Source organism: Enterobacter sp. R4-368 (assembly GCF_000410515.1).
GTDB lineage: Bacteria > Pseudomonadota > Gammaproteobacteria > Enterobacterales > Enterobacteriaceae > Kosakonia.
In genome coordinates this window covers 1,683,190-1,702,815 of record NC_021500.1, presented here as the reverse complement: position 1 = coordinate 1,702,815, position 19,626 = coordinate 1,683,190, and the positions used below count along the sequence as shown (strand labels likewise).

At 53.7% G+C, this 19,626-nt stretch carries 12 protein-coding genes, 1 tRNA gene and 3 rRNA genes; 8 read left to right on the top strand and 8 right to left on the bottom strand.

The window, feature by feature from the left end:
• Positions 1-373 precede the first annotated feature (373 nt).
• The 5 genes from H650_RS07900 (at position 374) to H650_RS07880 (ending at position 7,096) form a co-directional block, all read left to right on the top strand.
• A 16S ribosomal RNA gene (locus H650_RS07900) occupies positions 374-1,913 on the top strand.
• 84 nt (positions 1,914-1,997) lie between these two features.
• Positions 1,998-2,073 (top strand) — tRNA-Glu (locus H650_RS07895).
• Between the two features lie 230 nt (positions 2,074-2,303).
• Positions 2,304-5,208: ribosomal RNA gene (locus tag H650_RS07890) — 23S ribosomal RNA — on the top strand.
• A 97-nt stretch (positions 5,209-5,305) separates the two neighbouring features.
• Positions 5,306-5,421 (top strand): 5S ribosomal RNA (gene rrf, locus H650_RS07885).
• Together the 16S, 23S and 5S rRNA genes with 1 tRNA gene alongside form the textbook arrangement of a ribosomal RNA operon.
• 376 nt (positions 5,422-5,797) lie before the next feature.
• Positions 5,798-7,096 carry an MFS transporter gene (locus H650_RS07880; RefSeq protein ID WP_020454764.1) on the top strand — a complete coding sequence of 433 codons (1,299 nt, stop codon included), beginning with the start codon at positions 5,798-5,800 and terminating at the stop codon, positions 7,094-7,096.
• A gap of 3 nt (positions 7,097-7,099) precedes the next feature.
• On the opposite strand, the gene H650_RS07875 is transcribed toward H650_RS07880, so the two are convergent.
• The 5 genes from H650_RS07875 to trxC all read right to left on the bottom strand — a co-directional run bounded on the left by H650_RS07875 (position 7,100) and on the right by trxC (position 12,815).
• Entirely contained in the window at positions 7,100-7,420 is a 321-nt protein-coding gene (locus H650_RS07875) for a YfiM family lipoprotein (protein ID WP_020454763.1), read from the bottom strand.
• A gap of 45 nt (positions 7,421-7,465) precedes the next feature.
• Positions 7,466-8,821 carry a CDP-diacylglycerol--serine O-phosphatidyltransferase gene (gene pssA, locus H650_RS07870; protein ID WP_020454762.1) on the bottom strand — a complete coding sequence of 452 codons (1,356 nt, stop codon included), beginning with the start codon at positions 8,819-8,821 and terminating at the stop codon, positions 7,466-7,468.
• A gap of 119 nt (positions 8,822-8,940) precedes the next feature.
• Positions 8,941-11,595 carry a bifunctional acetate--CoA ligase family protein/GNAT family N-acetyltransferase gene (locus H650_RS07865; RefSeq protein WP_020454761.1) on the bottom strand — a complete coding sequence of 885 codons (2,655 nt, stop codon included), beginning with the start codon at positions 11,593-11,595 and terminating at the stop codon, positions 8,941-8,943.
• Between the two features lie 32 nt (positions 11,596-11,627).
• Entirely contained in the window at positions 11,628-12,326 is a 699-nt protein-coding gene (locus H650_RS07860) for a tRNA-uridine aminocarboxypropyltransferase (protein ID WP_020454760.1), read from the bottom strand.
• Between the two features lie 69 nt (positions 12,327-12,395).
• On the bottom strand, positions 12,396-12,815 hold the full coding sequence (gene trxC, locus H650_RS07855; protein WP_020454759.1) for a thioredoxin TrxC: 420 nt from the start codon (positions 12,813-12,815) through the stop codon (positions 12,396-12,398).
• A 204-nt stretch (positions 12,816-13,019) separates the two neighbouring features.
• Between trxC and H650_RS07850 the strand changes: the two genes are divergently transcribed.
• Positions 13,020-14,138 (top strand): tRNA/rRNA methyltransferase, encoded by a 1,119-nt coding sequence (locus tag H650_RS07850; protein ID WP_020454758.1) that lies wholly within the window; start codon positions 13,020-13,022, stop codon positions 14,136-14,138.
• Between the two features lie 210 nt (positions 14,139-14,348).
• Here H650_RS07850 and ung read toward each other — a convergent pair whose 3' ends face one another.
• Positions 14,349-15,038 carry a uracil-DNA glycosylase gene (gene ung, locus H650_RS07845; protein WP_020454757.1) on the bottom strand — a complete coding sequence of 230 codons (690 nt, stop codon included), beginning with the start codon at positions 15,036-15,038 and terminating at the stop codon, positions 14,349-14,351.
• 314 nt (positions 15,039-15,352) lie between these two features.
• Between ung and grcA the strand changes: the two genes are divergently transcribed.
• Positions 15,353-15,736: an autonomous glycyl radical cofactor GrcA gene (gene grcA / locus H650_RS07840; protein ID WP_020454756.1), complete on the top strand. Its 384-nt coding sequence runs from the start codon at positions 15,353-15,355 to the stop codon at positions 15,734-15,736.
• A gap of 43 nt (positions 15,737-15,779) precedes the next feature.
• Here grcA and srmB read toward each other — a convergent pair whose 3' ends face one another.
• Entirely contained in the window at positions 15,780-17,114 is a 1,335-nt protein-coding gene (srmB, locus tag H650_RS07835) for an ATP-dependent RNA helicase SrmB (protein ID WP_020454755.1), read from the bottom strand.
• Between the two features lie 129 nt (positions 17,115-17,243).
• Between srmB and trmN the strand changes: the two genes are divergently transcribed.
• Positions 17,244-17,981 carry a tRNA(1)(Val) (adenine(37)-N(6))-methyltransferase TrmN gene (gene trmN / locus H650_RS07830; protein ID WP_020454754.1) on the top strand — a complete coding sequence of 246 codons (738 nt, stop codon included), beginning with the start codon at positions 17,244-17,246 and terminating at the stop codon, positions 17,979-17,981.
• On the opposite strand, the gene nadB is transcribed toward trmN, so the two are convergent.
• Positions 17,966-19,585, bottom strand: a complete 1,620-nt coding sequence (gene nadB / locus H650_RS07825) for an L-aspartate oxidase (protein WP_020454753.1) — start codon at positions 19,583-19,585, stop codon at positions 17,966-17,968. The genes trmN and nadB overlap by 16 nt on opposite strands.
• Positions 19,586-19,626 lie beyond the last annotated feature (41 nt).

The following is a 19,626-nucleotide window of genomic DNA, read 5'->3' as shown; positions in this document are numbered from 1 at the left end:
ATTTAACTTCTCAGCGTAATTCGCCTGAAAAGTGAGCGAACGGTTACTTTTTTCAAATTAAGGGTTGTCAGCGGGAATTAACTCCCTATAATGCGCCTCCACTGACACGGCACAACGGCAAACACACCGGCCTGTCAGGTGAAGCAATCTGAAAATAAACAGTTGACTTCACGGCGGGAAAGCGTAGTATACGCAACCCGCGCCGCAGCAAAAAAGCGAGGCGGCACTGCTCTTTAACAATTTATCAGACAATCTGTGTGGGCACTCAGGGTGACTGGATTCTTGACGTCCTCGGACGAAAAATGAATACCAAGTCTCAACGAGTGAACACGTAATTCATTACGAAGTTTAATTCATTGAGCATCAAACTTTTAAATTGAAGAGTTTGATCATGGCTCAGATTGAACGCTGGCGGCAGGCCTAACACATGCAAGTCGAACGGTAGCACAGAGAGCTTGCTCTCGGGTGACGAGTGGCGGACGGGTGAGTAATGTCTGGGAAACTGCCTGATGGAGGGGGATAACTACTGGAAACGGTAGCTAATACCGCATAACGTCGCAAGACCAAAGAGGGGGACCTTCGGGCCTCTTGCCATCAGATGTGCCCAGATGGGATTAGCTAGTAGGTGGGGTAACGGCTCACCTAGGCGACGATCCCTAGCTGGTCTGAGAGGATGACCAGCCACACTGGAACTGAGACACGGTCCAGACTCCTACGGGAGGCAGCAGTGGGGAATATTGCACAATGGGCGCAAGCCTGATGCAGCCATGCCGCGTGTATGAAGAAGGCCTTCGGGTTGTAAAGTACTTTCAGCGGGGAGGAAGGGAGTAAGGTTAATAACCTTGCTCATTGACGTTACCCGCAGAAGAAGCACCGGCTAACTCCGTGCCAGCAGCCGCGGTAATACGGAGGGTGCAAGCGTTAATCGGAATTACTGGGCGTAAAGCGCACGCAGGCGGTCTGTCAAGTCGGATGTGAAATCCCCGGGCTCAACCTGGGAACTGCATCCGAAACTGGCAGGCTTGAGTCTCGTAGAGGGAGGTAGAATTCCAGGTGTAGCGGTGAAATGCGTAGAGATCTGGAGGAATACCGGTGGCGAAGGCGGCCTCCTGGACGAAGACTGACGCTCAGGTGCGAAAGCGTGGGGAGCAAACAGGATTAGATACCCTGGTAGTCCACGCCGTAAACGATGTCTATTTGGAGGTTGTGCCCTTGAGGCGTGGCTTCCGGAGCTAACGCGTTAAATAGACCGCCTGGGGAGTACGGCCGCAAGGTTAAAACTCAAATGAATTGACGGGGGCCCGCACAAGCGGTGGAGCATGTGGTTTAATTCGATGCAACGCGAAGAACCTTACCTGGTCTTGACATCCACAGAACTTTCCAGAGATGGATTGGTGCCTTCGGGAACTGTGAGACAGGTGCTGCATGGCTGTCGTCAGCTCGTGTTGTGAAATGTTGGGTTAAGTCCCGCAACGAGCGCAACCCTTATCCTTTGTTGCCAGCGGTCCGGCCGGGAACTCAAAGGAGACTGCCAGTGATAAACTGGAGGAAGGTGGGGATGACGTCAAGTCATCATGGCCCTTACGACCAGGGCTACACACGTGCTACAATGGCGCATACAAAGAGAAGCGACCTCGCGAGAGCAAGCGGACCTCATAAAGTGCGTCGTAGTCCGGATTGGAGTCTGCAACTCGACTCCATGAAGTCGGAATCGCTAGTAATCGTGGATCAGAATGCCACGGTGAATACGTTCCCGGGCCTTGTACACACCGCCCGTCACACCATGGGAGTGGGTTGCAAAAGAAGTAGGTAGCTTAACCTTCGGGAGGGCGCTTACCACTTTGTGATTCATGACTGGGGTGAAGTCGTAACAAGGTAACCGTAGGGGAACCTGCGGTTGGATCACCTCCTTACCTTAAAGAACCTGCCTCTGCAGTGTCCACACAGATTGTCTGATGAAAAGTGAATAGCAAGGCGTCTTGCGAGCGAGACTTTACGTCCCCTTCGTCTAGAGGCCCAGGACACCGCCCTTTCACGGCGGTAACAGGGGTTCGAATCCCCTAGGGGACGCCACGCGTTAACTGATGAGGTCAAACCTCCCAGGGGACGCCACTTGCTGGTTTGTGAGTGAAAGTCACCTGCCGATGTATCTCAAAACTGACTCACGAGTCATGTTTGAGATATTTGCTCTTTAAAAATCTGGATCAAGCTGAAAATTGAAACACTGAACAGTGCGAACTGTTCTGTGAGTCTCTCAAATTTTCGCGACACGCGGATGTTCACGAAACATCTTCGGGTTGTGAGGTTAAGCGACTAAGCGTACACGGTGGATGCCCTGGCAGTCAGAGGCGATGAAGGACGTGCTAATCTGCGAAAAGCGCCGGTAAGGTGATATGAACCGTTATAACCGGCGATGTCCGAATGGGGAAACCCAGTGTGACTCGTCACACTATCATTAACTGAATCCATAGGTTAATGAGGCGAACCGGGGGAACTGAAACATCTAAGTACCCCGAGGAAAAGAAATCAACCGAGATTCCCCCAGTAGCGGCGAGCGAACGGGGAGCAGCCCAGAGCCTGAATCAGCTTGTGTGTTAGTGGAAGCGTCTGGAAAGTCGCGCGATACAGGGTGACAGCCCCGTACACAAAAGCACACAGGCTGTGAGCTCGATGAGTAGGGCGGGACACGTGGTATCCTGTCTGAATATGGGGGGACCATCCTCCAAGGCTAAATACTCCTGACTGACCGATAGTGAACCAGTACCGTGAGGGAAAGGCGAAAAGAACCCCGGCGAGGGGAGTGAAAAAGAACCTGAAACCGTGTACGTACAAGCAGTGGGAGCACCTTCGGGTGTGACTGCGTACCTTTTGTATAATGGGTCAGCGACTTATATTCTGTAGCAAGGTTAACCGAATAGGGGAGCCGAAGGGAAACCGAGTCTTAACTGGGCGTTAAGTTGCAGGGTATAGACCCGAAACCCGGTGATCTAGCCATGGGCAGGTTGAAGGTTGGGTAACACTAACTGGAGGACCGAACCGACTAATGTTGAAAAATTAGCGGATGACTTGTGGCTGGGGGTGAAAGGCCAATCAAACCGGGAGATAGCTGGTTCTCCCCGAAAGCTATTTAGGTAGCGCCTCGTGAATTCATCTCCGGGGGTAGAGCACTGTTTCGGCTAGGGGGCCATCCCGGCTTACCAACCCGATGCAAACTACGAATACCGGAGAATGTTATCACGGGAGACACACGGCGGGTGCTAACGTCCGTCGTGAAGAGGGAAACAACCCAGACCGCCAGCTAAGGTCCCAAAGTCATGGTTAAGTGGGAAACGATGTGGGAAGGCCCAGACAGCCAGGATGTTGGCTTAGAAGCAGCCATCATTTAAAGAAAGCGTAATAGCTCACTGGTCGAGTCGGCCTGCGCGGAAGATGTAACGGGGCTAAACCATGCACCGAAGCTGCGGCAGCGACACTATGTGTTGTTGGGTAGGGGAGCGTTCTGTAAGCCTGCGAAGGTGTGCTGTGAGGCATGCTGGAGGTATCAGAAGTGCGAATGCTGACATAAGTAACGATAAAGCGGGTGAAAAGCCCGCTCGCCGGAAGACCAAGGGTTCCTGTCCAACGTTAATCGGGGCAGGGTGAGTCGACCCCTAAGGCGAGGCCGAAAGGCGTAGTCGATGGGAAACAGGTTAATATTCCTGTACTTGGTGTTACTGCGAAGGGGGGACGGAGAAGGCTATGTTAGCCGGGCGACGGTTGTCCCGGTTTAAGCGTGAAGGTGTGTGCTCCAGGCAAATCCGGAGCACTTTAACACTGAGGCGTGATGACGAGGCACTACGGTGCTGAAGTAACAAATGCCCTGCTTCCAGGAAAAGCCTCTAAGCTCCAGGTAACACGAAATCGTACCCCAAACCGACACAGGTGGTCAGGTAGAGAATACCAAGGCGCTTGAGAGAACTCGGGTGAAGGAACTAGGCAAAATGGTGCCGTAACTTCGGGAGAAGGCACGCTGATATGTAGGTGAAGTCCCTTGCGGATGGAGCTGAAATCAGTCGAAGATACCAGCTGGCTGCAACTGTTTATTAAAAACACAGCACTGTGCAAACACGAAAGTGGACGTATACGGTGTGACGCCTGCCCGGTGCCGGAAGGTTAATTGATGGGGTCATCCGTAAGGAGAAGCTCTTGATCGAAGCCCCGGTAAACGGCGGCCGTAACTATAACGGTCCTAAGGTAGCGAAATTCCTTGTCGGGTAAGTTCCGACCTGCACGAATGGCGTAATGATGGCCAGGCTGTCTCCACCCGAGACTCAGTGAAATTGAACTCGCTGTGAAGATGCAGTGTACCCGCGGCAAGACGGAAAGACCCCGTGAACCTTTACTATAGCTTGACACTGAACACTGGTCCTTGATGTGTAGGATAGGTGGGAGGCTTTGAAGCGTGGACGCCAGTCTGCGTGGAGCCGCCCTTGAAATACCACCCTTTAATGGCTGGTGTTCTAACGTGGACCCGTAATCCGGGTTGCGGACAGTGTCTGGTGGGTAGTTTGACTGGGGCGGTCTCCTCCTAAAGCGTAACGGAGGAGCACGAAGGTCAGCTAATCCTGGTCGGACATCAGGAGGTTAGTGCAATGGCATAAGCTGGCTTGACTGCGAGCGTGACGGCGCGAGCAGGTGCGAAAGCAGGTCATAGTGATCCGGTGGTTCTGAATGGAAGGGCCATCGCTCAACGGATAAAAGGTACTCCGGGGATAACAGGCTGATACCGCCCAAGAGTTCATATCGACGGCGGTGTTTGGCACCTCGATGTCGGCTCATCACATCCTGGGGCTGAAGTAGGTCCCAAGGGTATGGCTGTTCGCCATTTAAAGTGGTACGCGAGCTGGGTTTAGAACGTCGTGAGACAGTTCGGTCCCTATCTGCCGTGGGCGCTGGAGAATTGAGGGGGGCTGCTCCTAGTACGAGAGGACCGGAGTGGACGCATCACTGGTGTTCGGGTTGTCATGCCAATGGCACTGCCCGGTAGCTAAATGCGGAAGAGATAAGTGCTGAAAGCATCTAAGCACGAAACTTGCCCCGAGATGAGTTCTCCCTGAGACTTTAAGTCTCCTGAAGGAACGTTGAAGACGACGACGTTGATAGGCCGGGTGTGTAAGCGCAGCGATGCGTTGAGCTAACCGGTACTAATGAACCGTGAGGCTTAACCTTACAACGCCGAAGATGTTTTGGCGTGAGAGACAGAGAAGATTTTCAGCGAGATACAGATTATGTCAGGGCGTGAGAACGGTCTGACAACAGAATTTGCCTGGGCGGCAGTAGCGCGGTGGTCCCACCTGACCCCATGCCGAACTCAGAAGTGAAACGCCGTAGCGCCGATGGTAGTGTGGGGTTTCCCCATGCGAGAGTAGGGAACTGCCAGGCATCAAACAAGTGAAGAGGCCATCCTGACGGATGGCCTTTTTGCGTTTTTACGCTGCGAACTCACGCCCTGCGATGCTGATTGCCGGTCACCGGTTTTCAGCAGTCCCTCGGTGCGTGACGGAAAAAGCAGCCTGCCTCCGGAGCCAGCGCACAAGAGGCGTGACTCCTGATCAAAACAAAGCCTCATGCGAAAGCGCGGGGCTTTTTCAAGTTCGCACATGCCCCTATTCTGAATTGCTTACCTTGCTAAGTTGAAATGTGATGCAAATCACCCCTGTGATATAACAAATGTGTAACATTTTGATCTTTGCGCTGAGTGGATATGGATATTCACAAGGTTCATATCTCCAAAATCTTTAGCAGGAGTATCAGTAGAATGGCAGAAAGCAGTGTGACAACACGAAACTCGCTCACCAGTAGCGATACCCGACGCAGGGTATGGGCGATCATTGGCGCTTCATCAGGTAACCTGGTGGAGTGGTTTGATTTCTATGTCTACTCCTTTTGCTCCCTCTATTTCGCGCACATCTTTTTCCCCGCAGGCAACACGACAACTCAGTTATTACAAACCGCCGGCGTTTTTGCTGCAGGCTTTCTGATGCGACCGATCGGAGGCTGGTTATTTGGCCGTATCGCTGACAGACGCGGACGTAAGGCATCGATGCTCATCTCGGTGTGTATGATGTGCCTGGGATCGCTGGTCATCGCCTGCCTGCCCGGTTATGACTCCATCGGTACCTGGGCACCAGCATTATTACTGCTGGCGCGCCTGTTCCAGGGACTATCAGTGGGGGGGGAATATGGCACAAGCGCGACTTATATGAGCGAAGTTGCAGTGGAAGGGCGTAAAGGATTTTACGCATCATTTCAGTATGTCACGTTGATCGGCGGGCAATTGCTGGCTCTGTTGGTTGTGGTTGTATTGCAGCAGGTTCTGAGCGACGAAGATTTACGTGCCTGGGGATGGCGTATTCCGTTTGCGCTCGGTGCCGCACTGGCTATTGTTGCGCTGTGGCTACGCCGACAACTTGATGAAACCTCACGGCAGGAGGTACGGGCCCTGAAAGAAGCGGGATCGCTAACAGGGCTGTGGCGTAACCGCAAGGCTTTCATTATGGTGCTTGGCTTTACGGCTGGCGGCTCACTGGCGTTCTACACCTTTACCACCTATATGCAAAAATATCTGGTAAATACCGCCGGAATGCATGCCAACGTTGCCAGCGTTATTATGACAGTTGCGTTATTTGTCTTTATGCTGATTCAACCCGTTATCGGCGCGCTGTCGGACAAGATAGGCCGCCGTTCCTCAATGTTGCTGTTCGGCGGCCTTGCCACGCTCTGTACTGTCCCGATTCTCAGCGCATTGCACAGTGTCACTTCGCCTTATGCCGCGTTCGCGCTGGTCATGCTGGCATTAGTGATTGTCAGTTTCTACACCTCAATCAGTGGGATCCTGAAAGCCGAGATGTTCCCGGCGCAGGTTCGTGCGCTTGGTGTCGGGTTATCTTATGCCGTGGCGAATGCGCTGTTTGGTGGTTCGGCAGAGTATGTTGCGCTGTCGCTCAAATCGGCCGGTTTTGAAAGCAGCTTTTTCTGGTATGTTACGGTGATGGGCGCATTGGCATTTCTGGTTTCCCTGATGCTGCATCGTAAAGGGAAAGGCATCCGGCTTTAGTGTCTATCTTGCCAGTTGCCACACGGCAAAACTGGTTGTGGCACCGGCAACATCCCATGCGAAATCTTTCCAGCTCCAGCCGCTCCCTGCCGGGCGGCTATCCCATAACTCTTTCGATGCGCCAAGGCTGACAGAAAACATCAGGCCGTATACCGCACTTCGGTCACGGCTGATGCCCTGGTGTTGCGCGTATTCATTCCCGGCTGCGGAAAGCATGGCCGAACCAAGAAAATGTTGTGCTTTATCCCGCCCGCTCCAGCTATCGTTCGCCATATGGCTACAGCCTGTCAGCAGCAGTGTTGTTGCCAGCAAGGTGTATTTCATTGGAAGACCTGAAAAAAAGCCCCATCGCAGGGACGGGGCTTAAGGTTAAAGAATGCGGCTAATCAGCTTATCAATGCGGATACGGCGCAGGCGGCGTATCAGCTTACGTACTTTGACCGGATAATCCGCAATGCTCTGCAAATCGCGGTAATGATTAACCACTGTGGTGTGCGTGCGAATAAGCTCCAGCTCTTTATCACGCTGTGCGGCCAGCTCATGTTTTGGATCGTGGATGAGCACCGCGTTTTCCAGATCCAGACGCCAGGCGCGCGGGTTCAGGTTGTTCCCGGTGAGCAGGATCCACTCATCGTCGACCCACATTCCTTTCAGGTGGTAACTGTTATCGTCATCTTTCCACAGGCGAACGACAAGCTGGTCGGTATTCACATAATATTGCAGGCGGCTTAAGAAACGACGCAGGTTTATCTCATACAGATAAGGCAACGCGCCAATAATCTTAAACGGCTCATCTTCAGGAATGAAAAAGTCATTGGCCGTCTTATCGCCAACGATGATTTCGACTTTTTTCCCCTCGCGCAGCAATTGAATAATATTGCGTACCAGTACCGCAGGCAGGTTGAAATAGGGCGTACAAATCGTCAGCTTGTGCTCTGCGCACGGCATCAGATGGAAAATCGTCTTATTCAACAGGCTGGATTTACCCAGACCAACCAGCGGAGTCACTGCCAGCTGTTCGTTATCTGCATCGCCCTGGAAATGGTACGATGCATCGCGCAATTCCTGGCGGAACAGGCGGATATCATTTTTGATTTCCGGGCTTTTAGGACGCAGCGGATCGTCAAGGCGGTTCACGCCACGACCCTGAATCAGATTCTGCTCAACCCAGCCTTGCATGACGTCTGCCATCTGCGGATTGCGGATCAACTGATAACGGTCATAGCGGTATTTATCGTGCTGATGCAGGTAAACATCGTTAAGGCTCGCGCCGCTATACAGCACGCAGTCATCAATAATAAAGCCTTTGAAGTGGAGCACGCCTAGCGCTTCGCGGGTATTAACCGGCACGCCGTAAACGGGAACGACAACGCCAGGGTTTTCCTGCGCCAGACGGCAGTACCAGTCCGCATTGGTATTCGACGCTGCTGCGCCAATACGGCCGCGCTGAGCGCGATGCCAGTCAACGAGGACGCGAACATCCAGCTCCGGGCGCTGGCGTTTTGCTTCATACAGCGCGTTCAGAATTCCTTTCCCGCCATCATCCTGCTCAAGATACAGGGCAATGATATAGATCCGGCGCGTTGCGGTGGCTATCTTCGCAAGCAGCGTCTCCCTGAAATCAGCAGGAGCATAGAAGAACTCTATATCATCAGCTGACTGAGAAATCTTGGGTAATTGGGCAAGGTGTTGTTGATGTTTATTACGCTTAAATTTTGACAACATCACAGTGCGTTTCTTCTCTGTTTATTGAAGGGTCTTCTGTTGCATGCAGACGACATAAGCGGGCAATAATAACACCGAGCCTGCTAAAGTGGTCAACATTTCCAGTACCTTACTCGGGATTACTCTGTCTGTGTCAGATGGAGCGACAAACCGACTATGCCATCTTCCAGTTGGATATCGACATCGAATCCCAGTTTACGCGCCAGTGTCACCATGCCGCGATTGTTGGGCATAGTAATACCATTCAAGCACTTAAGTCCGTGATCCCGGGTATAACTGATGAGCTTTTCAAGTAAACGTCGTCCGAGCCCGAGCCCTTTCAAATCGGATCGCACCAGCACGGCAAATTCAGCGTCGATATTATCCGGATCGGAAATAGCGCGGGTTACGCCCAAAATCTCTTCGCCCTGATCGGTGCTGCGCACGGCCACGAAGGCCATTTCCCGATCGTAGTCGATCTGCGTCATATTCGCTAAATCATCGTGGGTAAATTCGTTGATCTCGCTAAAGTAGCGATAATAGAGATCTTCTTTTGTCACCCTGGCAATAAATGCCTGCAACTGAGGTTCGTCCTCGGGAAGAATCGGGCGGAACAAGCACTGTTCGCCATTTCTCATCTCAACATGTTCTTCCAGATGCTGCGGATAGGGGCGAATCGCAAGACGCGTCTCACCGTTCCCGGCGCTGGGCGCAATAGACATTGTGACATCCAGCGCCGTGAATTCGCTGCCGGAAGCCAGCAAAGGATGAATGTCGAGCCGTTCGATTTCCGGGCAATCGACAATCAAATTTGAGACCTGAACTAAAAACTGGCTCAGGCCAGCGATATCCAGCGTGCGTAATGCGCTGCGCCCGCGGATCTTTTTACTTTTGATCGCCTGAATGACCAGGTAGCGCGCCAGATTCATGTTCAGTGGCGGAAGCGCCACTGCGGCTTGATCCTCTGCCCGCCACTCAACGCCGCCTTCACCTAACATGATTAGCGGGCCAAAAACCGGATCGTGTTCTACCACGACACGCAGTTCCTGTGCGCCAGCACGGTTCGCCATGCTCTGCACTTGCAAACCGTGGATGCGCGCCTGCGGCCAGTTCATTTTGACGCGATCGATAATCGCATCAGCAGCCTGCTGCACCTCTTTTGCGGTACGCAGATAAAGCATTACCCCCTGGACTTCCGATTTATGCGGGATATCTGGAGAGCGTAATTTCAGCGCGACCGGGTAGCCAATCTGTTCGGCAATATGCACGGCTTCCGCACTGTCGCTGGCAATCCAGGTCGGCAGCGTTTGCAGCCCCCAGGCGCGCAAAATTGGCTGCACTTCATGGGTATCCAGCGTTGATGCGCCATCGGCCAGTGCCTGTTGCAGAAGGTTGTGTGCTGCGGCGGTATCTGCTGTCAGGCTCACTGAGATCGCTGGCGTTTCACGTAGCTGTTTCTGGTTTCGCCGATATTCCACCATATGCATAAAGGCCGTGATGGTGCCTTCAGGCGTCCGGTAAGTAGGTAACCCGGCTTCGCTGAACAGACGCCGTGCTTCCTGCGAGGAAAACTCACCGCACCAGTTGGTCAATACGGTGACGTATTTCCCGCGTGGATGTTTTTTCAGCGCGTCAATTAACGCCACCGCGCTTTCGCTGCCGGGCGCTGCGGCGCTGGGCGCGTGGATCACCATCAGCGCATCGTAATCCTGGCTGTCGAGCAGAATATTCAACGCGGCGATGTAACGCTCGCTGCTGGCGTCATCGCGCAAGTCCAGCGGGTTAGCGGGTTCCACATACTCCGGCAGCACGGCGCGCAACTGTGTTATCGTCTCTTCACTCAGTGTGGCCAGCTTACCGTTGCGTGACCACAGTTCGTCCAGTGCCAGTGCGGCGGGGGCTGCGCCATTACTGATGATCATCAACCGTTCGCCGCGCAACGGGCGCATATGGCTGAGCGTTTCGACGGCGGAAAAAAGTTCATGGGTATCCTGTACCCGCAATAAACCGGCGCGCTGAATTGCCGCATCCCAGGCCGGATCGAGCCCCGCATGGGAATGCAGCAGACGCTGCGCTTCCGGGCTGCGACCGCTTTTTATGACCAGAATCGGTTTATTACGTGATGCGCTACGTGCGGCGGAAACAAAGCGACGGGCGTCACTTAGCTGTTCCAGATAGAGCAGGATAGCGCTGGTTTTACTGTCGCGCGCCAGAAAATCGAGCAGTTCATCAACATCAATATCGAGGCTATCGCCGAGTGCGATGAAATAAGAAAACCCCATTTCCCGCTGCTGCGCCCAATCGAGGATGGTATTGGAGACGGCGGCAGACTGGGAAATAAACGCCAGTTTGCCGCGTGTAATCGGCACCGGCGAAAAACTGGCGTTAAGGCCTTGCCAGGGGGCGAGCAAGCCCAGGCTGTTCGGGCCAAGCAACCGCATCTGATAGCGGCCAGCGCAGGCCAGCAAATCGGCATGCTGCTCGGGCGGAGCGGAAAGTATAATGCAGGTTTTACACCCCTTTTGGCCGAGCGCCTCAAGCAGCGTCAAATTACGTTTAGCGTGGGTACACAACACCGCAAGATCGGGCGTGAAAGGCAGACTGGCGACATCCGGCCACGCCAGAACACCCTGAACTGCTTTATAGGCGGGCGTTACCGGTAAGACAGGACCGGCGAAACCGCCTGCCAGTAAATTGCGCATCATTAAAAAACCCGCGCGATCCGGCTTCATGGATGCACCCACCACCGCAATCGATCGGGGACGTAATAACGCTTCCAGCCCTCGTTGGCTCATACCGGCCTCCGCAAAAGAGTGACCCGATGATATTAAACGTTTTCTACGGCGTTTGCTGTGATGGCGGATGGATGATGCGGTTTCCCCGCCAGGTAACGCTCGCGGAACAGGGTGAAGTGATCGCTGAGCGCTTGCGCTGCGGTGTTGTCGCCAGCGAGATCCAACAGGGCAATGGCCACTTCCGCTGTGCAGTATTGATCGTCTGCATGCGCTTCTCTTAAACGATAGGCAGACACGCGTGACAGATCGACGGAGATAACCGGTAATGCATCCAGATAGGGACTTTTGCGAAACATTTTACGCGCTTCGGTCCAGGTGCCATCCAGCATAATAAACAGTGGCGGTTTGCCGGCGGCGGGAGCGCTCAACACCTGACGTTCGCTGCCCGCGTAAGACGCCGGGAAGACAACCATCGGTTGGTACTCGTCACTGGTACATAAATCAATAAGTGCTTGCGGTGGTTCGGTACGCGACCACTGAAAAGCCTGCGTATCGGGCAGGATATCGGCAATCAAACGCCCGGTGTTGCTGGGTTTCATTGGCTCGGTGTCGAACATGACCAGGCAAAAACGGCTATTGGCGCAAGCCGGTTTTAAGGTATCACACAGACAGTTTTTCAGCGGCAGCAAGCAGCGCTGGCAGCGGCGAATACGGTTGCCACGCGCCAGAAATGGGCGCGTCGAGCGGGCAAGACGCTCAGCACGGAGTTGGAGAACAGCGTTATTGGTCATGAAGGTCGCGCAAGAAAAACGTCATTGTCGCAGAGCTGAAAACGGGGCACAAGATGCGCCCCGAAAGGATTACAGTGATTCGTTAAGCCAGCTGTCGAACGGCGCTTTTGGCATCGCGCCACTTAGCATGTCCACCACTTCGCCATTTTTGAACAGCATAATGGTTGGAATACTGCGAATGCGGAAACGCGCACTGAGCTCGCGCTCGGCTTCGGTGTTAACTTTTACAAAGCGTACTTTACCGCTGCGTTCTTCTGCGACATCTTCGAAAATCGGCGCGAAGTTGCGGCACGGGCCGCACCATGGCGCCCAGAAATCGACAACCACAGGCAGGTCATCTTTCAGCAGCTTATCCAGGGTTTCGCCAGTCGCATTGATTACATCTCCATCGAACAGCTCATGTCCACAGCGCCCACATTTCGCGCCGTCGTTCATTCTTTCTTCAGGAATGCGGTTCAGCGCCTGACAGCTTGCACATACGGTATTCATAACTAACCTCAGGGAAGCGATGGTACAAAGCGGCGTTTCGCCGGTATGTTTCTTCAATGTTACATATTATTGATAAGAAGGTTTTAAACGACAACGCGTTTTATTCAATGAGTACAATAGCCGATAACTTTTGAACGAATTAATGGCTAAGCGCCAGCACATCAGGTAATCTGCGCGCTTCGCGCAGCGCTGGTGGAGAAAAGCATGAACGATGAATTAAAGAATAAAAGCGGCAAGGTCAAAGTGATGTATGTCCGCAGTGATGATGATTCCGATAAACGTGGCTATAACCCGCGCACCGGGAAAGGGCCAGCGCGTAGCGGAACGTCTTCGCGCGGTGGCGATGACCGTCGCACCTCCCGCGATGATAAAGGTCGTGCTGGCCGTGACGACAGAAGTCGTTCTGCTCGCGATGACCGGGGCCGCCCTGCTCGTGATGACAGAAGCCGCCCGCAGCGAGACAATTTCAGTAGCCAGAGTGATTCGCCGTGGCGTACCGTTTCCCGTGCGCCGGGCGACGAAACGCCGGAAAAACCGGATCACGGTGGTATTAGCGGTAAAAGTTTTATCGATCCGGAAGTGCTGCGCCGTCAGCGCGCGGAAGAGACGCGCGTCTACGGCGAAAATGCCTGCCAGGCACTGTTCAGCAGCCGTCCTGAATCGATTGTCCGCGCCTGGTTTGTGCAGAGCGTGACCCCGCGTTTTAAAGAAGCTCTGCGCTGGATGGCCGCGAACCGTAAAGCGTATCACGTGGTTGATGAAGACGAACTGGCGAAAGCCTCCGGCACGGAACACCATGGCGGCGTATGTTTCCTGATCAAAAAGCGTAATGGTCTTAGCGTCCAGAAATGGGTGGCGAATGCCGCAGAAGAAGATTGCGTGCTGGCGCTGGAAGATGTGGGCAACCCGCACAACCTCGGCGCAATTATGCGTAGCTGCGCACATTTCGGTGTGAAAGGCGTGGTATTGCAGGATGCGGCAGTGGTTGAATCTGGCGCGGCTGTCCGTACCGCAGAAGGCGGCGCGGAACACGTTCAGCCGATCACCGGCGATAGCTTTGTCGATGCGCTGGAAGAGTTCCGCCAGGCGGGTTACGCGCTGGTGACGACTTCCAGCCACAACGGAACGCCGCTGTTTAAAGCGGAGTTGCCGAAAAAGATGGTGCTGGTGCTGGGTCAGGAGCGTGATGGTTTGTCTGATGTGACGCTGTCTCGTTCAGATTTAAGCGTCTCAATTGAAGGCACCGGCAACGTTGAAAGCCTCAACGTGTCTGTCGCAACCGGCGTGTTGCTGGCAGAGTGGTGGCGTCAAAATAAAGCCTGATAGCGCAACGCCATATGCAATAAAAAATGCCAGCGTAATGCTGGCATTTTTTTATTCTACTCGCTGAAAATCACACCCTGTGGGTATGGTCATCAACACCTTTTGGGCTCTGCTTTATTGCTGTTGGATTTCAATTTCACAAGCCTGGCAGAGGCTTTTTTCAAGTCCTTCCAGGGGGCAATTAACGCCGTCTTTTCTGGAGGCTGATTTTTACTTACTCTCTGCCGGGAGTGTCGGCATCCAGTCGATTGGCGTTTCGCCCTGTTTTTCCAGCCATTGATTCGCCAGGACAAAATGGTTACAGCCGAAAAATCCACGGTGCGCGGAGAGCGGTGACGGATGCGGTGCTTTCAGAACATGATGGCGTTTTGTGTCGATAATCGCCCCTTTTTTCTGTGCGTGCGAACCCCAAAGCAGAAAGACCACGCCTTCGCGGTGCTCATTAATCAGGCTAATCACTTTATCGGTGAAGGTTTCCCAGCCGAGGCTTGCGTGCGAGTGCGCCTGACCGGCGCGTACGGTGAGTACGGTATTAAGTAGCAGCACGCCCTGACGCGCCCAGCTTTCGAGATAACCATGTTGCGGGCGCACAAAACCCGGGATGCTGGCTTCCAGCTCTTTATACATATTCAGCAGAGAAGGGGGAGGCGCAATGCCCGGAAGAACAGAAAATGCCAAACCGTGAGCTTGTCCCGGGCCGTGGTAGGGATCCTGGCCGAGGATCACAACTTTGACATCGCCAAGCTCAGTGAAACGAAAGGCGTTGAACACATCTTTCTGCGGCGGATAGATGGTTATTCCGGACTGGCGTTCAGCCGCCACCGTGCTAAGGGTATTAATAAAGTACGGCTGCTGTTTTTCTTCTGCCAGCACATCATGCCATGTTAATGAAGTGGTCATCCCGCTCTCCTGCGAAGTTCGTTCCCCGTAGCTTAACTGCTTATTTCCCCGGAACAAAATTCACTGTCGCCCGTGAACGAAAATCCTAAAAATATTTTTAAAATTTACAAAAATTTTAAGTCGGTGTGACTGATGTAACTTGATATAAAACAAGTATATTCCTCAATATCCATTTTCACTGTATGGTTTTTATTGATTTAAATCAAAGAATGCCGCATGTCGGACTGGTATATAAACAATCAGACAACAATGGTTTTACCAATTGGCCGGAAAGATTCCGGCTAATCAAATAATGTGCCTAAGGGAGGCTATTCATGATTACTGGTATCCAGATTACTAAAGCTGCCAATGACAACCTGCTGAATTCGTTCTGGCTGCTCGATAACGACAAAGGCGAAGCTCGTTGCGTATGTGCCAAAGCGGGTTATGCAGAAGATGAAGTGGTTGCGGTTAGCAAACTCGGCGATATCGAATACCGTGAAATTCCGATGGAAGTGAAACCGGAAGTGCGCGTTGAAGGCGGCCAGCATCTGAACGTTAACGTGCTGCGTCGTGAAACACTGCTTGATGCCGTTGAACACCCGGAAAAATACCCACAGCTGACGATTCGTGTCTCCGGTTATGCTGTGCGTTTTAACTCTCTGACGCCAGAACAGCAGCGCGACGTTATTGCTCGTACCTTTACTGAAAGCCTGTAATTTCAGGCACACATAAAAACGCCGGGATTTCCCGGCGTTTTTTTTACTCTTCTGTATTTTGCGGCGCAGTACTTGCAGCGCTCGGCTTACGTCGCTTACCAATGTTTTTGGTGTCACGATGGCGTTGCTTCACGCGCGGTTTCTCTTTTTCTTTCTCTTTTTTCTTCTCTGCGCGCTTCGCCAGCACTTTCTTCGACGGTTTGCCTGTCAGCTTTTCACTGGGAGCGCGCGTTTTCGCACGCAATTCTTCTATTACGCGTGGCTTCAGCGGCTCTTCAACATAACGGCCAATTTTACCCAGCAGCAGATGATCGTGCGCCTCGACCAGCGAAATCGCAGTGCCTTTACGACCCGCGCGGCCTGTACGACCGATGCGGTGCAGGTAGGTATCGCCGCTGCGCGGCAGATCGAAGTTAAAGACGTGGCTGACATCATCGATATCAATGCCGCGAGCGGCGACATCGGTGGCGACCAGCACATTCACACGACCTTCTGTCAGGCGTTTGATCGCTTCGTTACGCTTCGCCTGTACCATCTCACCTTCGAGATAGCAGTTGTTGATACCCGCTTCACGCAGCCAGTTCGCCAGCTCATGCACACGTTCGCGTTTGCGTACAAACACGATTGAGCGGCTAACTTCAGGTTGCTTGAGCAGATGTACCAGCAGCGCGGTTTTATGGGCGACGTCATCGGCACGGTAGTACCACTGGTGAATTTTCTTGCGCTCACGCGTTGATGGCGTGGCGGAAACTTCGACAGGATCTTCCAGCAGGCGCTCAGCAAAATTTTTAATGGCCTCGCCTTCCAGCGTCGCGGAGAACAGCATGGTCTGCTTGCGCCAGCGGGTTTCACCGGCAATATGCTCGATATCTTGTGCGAAGCCCATGTCCAGCATGCGGTCTGCTTCGTCAAGGATCAGCGTTTCTACCGCGCGGCAGTCGAAGTTCTCTTCTTTAATATATTGCAGCAGGCGGCCAGTGGTCGCGACCACGATATCCTGGTTTTCGCTGAACACTTCCGCGTGGTTCATATACGCTACACCGCCGGTAATGGTGGCGATATCCAGATGCGTGTTCGCGGCAAGTTCACGCGCGTGATCGGCAACCTGCATCGCCAGTTCGCGGGTCGGCGTCAGGATCAGGATACGCGGCGGGCCGGATTTTTTACGCGGGAAGTCCAGAAGGTGCTGCAACGCAGGCAGCAGATATGCCGCCGTTTTACCGGTGCCGGTAGGGGCGGAACCGAGGACATCACGCCCTTCAAGCGCAGGCGGAATGGCGGCGGCCTGGATGGCGGTCGGGCGTGTAAAGCCTTTACTCTGGAGCGCGTCCAGCAGGCTGTCGTCAAGTTCGAGTTCGGAAAAAGTCGTTACAGTCATGATCTACCTCTGTGTGGGGCGCCGATTATAGACGTTACGGCTGCAATCTTCATCTGTTGTCTGCTTATTGCTTTTCCGGCGCTTTGCTTTCCCCTATGCTACACCGGTTTCCGAATCGAGGTTGTAAAGATGTCCCAGTCAAAGGCTCAGTTGCGCCGTGACGGCTTCACGTTTAAAGAATTTTTTGTTGCGCACGATCGCTGTGCCATGAAAGTGGGCACCGATGGGGTGATGTTAGGCGCGTGGGCACCGGTTTCCAAGGCGCGGCATGTGCTGGACATTGGTACCGGCAGTGGGCTGCTGGCGCTGATGCTGGCGCAACGCACATCGCCAGAAGTAACAATTGATGCCGTCGAGCTGGATGAGCAAGCAGCGGGGCAGGCGCAGGAAAATATCCAGGCCTCGCCGTGGGCGGAGCGCATTACCGTGCATCAGGCGGATATCTGCCAGTGGAGCACGGAAAACACCGCGCGCTACGATCTGATTGTCAGCAATCCCCCTTATTTTGACGAAGGGGTGCAATGCGCCACGCCAGAGCGCGATAAAGCGCGCTATACCACAACGCTTGATCATCAGTCCTTGCTGGAAATTGGCGCAACGCTGATTACGGAAGAGGGATTTTTCTGCGTCGTTCTGCCGATTGAAATCAGCGAAGCCTTTGTCAGCAAAGCGCAAACGCTGGGCTGGCATCTGCGTTTGCGTACGGATGTGACTGAAACAGAAAGCCGCTTGCCGCATCGGGTCCTGCTGGCTTTCTCACCGCGAGATGGCGAAATGTTTGCCGATCGTCTGGTGATCCGTGGGCCAGATCAGCGTTACTCAGAGAGCTACACTGCGCTGACCCAGGCGTTTTATCTGTTTATGTAGTTTTGTGGCGAGAGCACTGTCGGGCCGGATTCCGGCAGTAAATCGGGGTAATCCAGCGTGAAATGCAACCCGCGGCTCTCTTTGCGCGCCATCGCACAGCGGACAATTAACTCCGCGACTTGCACCAGGTTGCGCAATTCCAGCAGGTTATTCGAAACACGGAAGTTCGCGTAGTATTCATCGATTTCCTGCTGCAACAACGTAATACGGCGCTGCGCCCGTTCAAGGCGTTTAGTGGTGCGCACAATGCCGACGTAATCCCACATAAACAGCCGTAATTCGTGCCAGTTGTGTTGCAGAATAACCCGTTCATCGGCATCGTCCACGCGACTTTCATCCCATGCTGGCAACGTCGTGACCGCCTGGGCATGCGGTATCCGGTGGGCAATATCTTCCGCTGCAGACCAGCCGTAGACCAGACACTCCAGTAGCGAGTTCGACGCCATGCGGTTTGCTCCGTGCAAACCGCTATAGCTCACTTCCCCAATGGCATACAGCCCGTCGACGTCGGTACGCCCGCGATCGTCAATCATGACGCCGCCGCAAGTGTAATGTGCTGCGGGTACAATCGGAACAGGCTCTTTGGTTAAATCAATGCCAAGCCCGAGCAACTTTTCATAAATCATCGGGAAATGGTGACGGATAAATTCAGCCGGTTTATGGCTGATATCGAGATACATGCAATCGACGCCGAGGCGTTTCATTTCATGATCGATCGCACGGGCGACCACATCGCGTGGCGCTAACTCGCCCCGCGCGTCAAAATCTGGCATGAAACGGGTGCCGTCCGGGCGTTTCAAATGTGCGCCTTCACCGCGTAACGCTTCCGTGAGCAGGAAGTTGCGCGCCTGCGGGTGGAACAGGGCGGTAGGGTGAAATTGATTAAACTCCAGGTTCGCCACCCGACAGCCCGCACGCCAGGCCATGGCGATACCGTCCCCGGAGGCGATATCCGGATTGGTGGTGTACTGATAGACCTTTGAGGCACCGCCGGTTGCCAGTACCACGGCTTTTGCCTGGCAGGTTTCCACCTGTTCTTTATTACGGTTCCACACCCACGCGCCCACCACACGGCGCGTTCCGGCCAGGCCAATTTTGTCGGAGATAATCAGGTCCACCGCATTGCAGCGCTCAAGCACGCGAATGTTCGGATGGTTAATCGCCTGGGTGACCAGCGTGTTTTCGACCTCTTTGCCGGTCGCGTCGGCGCTATGCAGAATGCGGCGGTGGCTATGCCCGCCTTCGCGCGTGAGGTGGTAACTGGCTTCGCCGTTGGCAGCGACTTCGGTATCAAACAACACGCCTTGATCAATAAGCCACTGGACACACTGGCGCGCGTTGCTGGCGACAAACTCGGCGGCATGGCGCTCCACAATCCCGGCACCGGCAATCAGCGTGTCTTCCACATGCGATTCGATGCTATCGGTTTCATCAAATACCGCAGCGATACCGCCCTGCGCATAAAATGTCGAACCTTCGCTAATGGGACCCTTGCTTAAAACAATGACCTTATGTTCGTCTGCAAGCCGTAAAGCCACCGAAAGACCGGCCGCGCCGCTGCCGATGACCAGTACATCACAGGAGAGTTCAGGAGTTGTTTTCATGGTTTGTTTAATTTACTAAACAGTGTTTGCGCAGCATAGCA

Excerpts from the sequence above, each read along its gene's own strand:
- pssA (WP_020454762.1), bottom strand. The coding sequence starts at position 8,821 with ATGTTGTCAAAATTTAAGCGTAATAAACATCAACAACACCTTGCCCAA.
- trmN (WP_020454754.1), top strand. The coding sequence starts at position 17,244 with ATGTCCCAGTCAAAGGCTCAGTTGCGCCGTGACGGCTTCACGTTTAAA.
- srmB (WP_020454755.1), bottom strand. The coding sequence starts at position 17,114 with ATGACTGTAACGACTTTTTCCGAACTCGAACTTGACGACAGCCTGCTG.
- H650_RS07875 (WP_020454763.1), bottom strand. The coding sequence starts at position 7,420 with ATGAAATACACCTTGCTGGCAACAACACTGCTGCTGACAGGCTGTAGC.
- ung (WP_020454757.1), bottom strand. The coding sequence starts at position 15,038 with ATGACCACTTCATTAACATGGCATGATGTGCTGGCAGAAGAAAAACAG.
- H650_RS07865 (WP_020454761.1), bottom strand. The coding sequence starts at position 11,595 with ATGAGCCAACGAGGGCTGGAAGCGTTATTACGTCCCCGATCGATTGCG.
- H650_RS07880 (WP_020454764.1), top strand. The coding sequence starts at position 5,798 with ATGGCAGAAAGCAGTGTGACAACACGAAACTCGCTCACCAGTAGCGAT.
- H650_RS07850 (WP_020454758.1), top strand. The coding sequence starts at position 13,020 with ATGAACGATGAATTAAAGAATAAAAGCGGCAAGGTCAAAGTGATGTAT.
- H650_RS07860 (WP_020454760.1), bottom strand. The coding sequence starts at position 12,326 with ATGACCAATAACGCTGTTCTCCAACTCCGTGCTGAGCGTCTTGCCCGC.
- nadB (WP_020454753.1), bottom strand. The coding sequence starts at position 19,585 with ATGAAAACAACTCCTGAACTCTCCTGTGATGTACTGGTCATCGGCAGC.
- grcA (WP_020454756.1), top strand. The coding sequence starts at position 15,353 with ATGATTACTGGTATCCAGATTACTAAAGCTGCCAATGACAACCTGCTG.
- trxC (WP_020454759.1), bottom strand. The coding sequence starts at position 12,815 with ATGAATACCGTATGTGCAAGCTGTCAGGCGCTGAACCGCATTCCTGAA.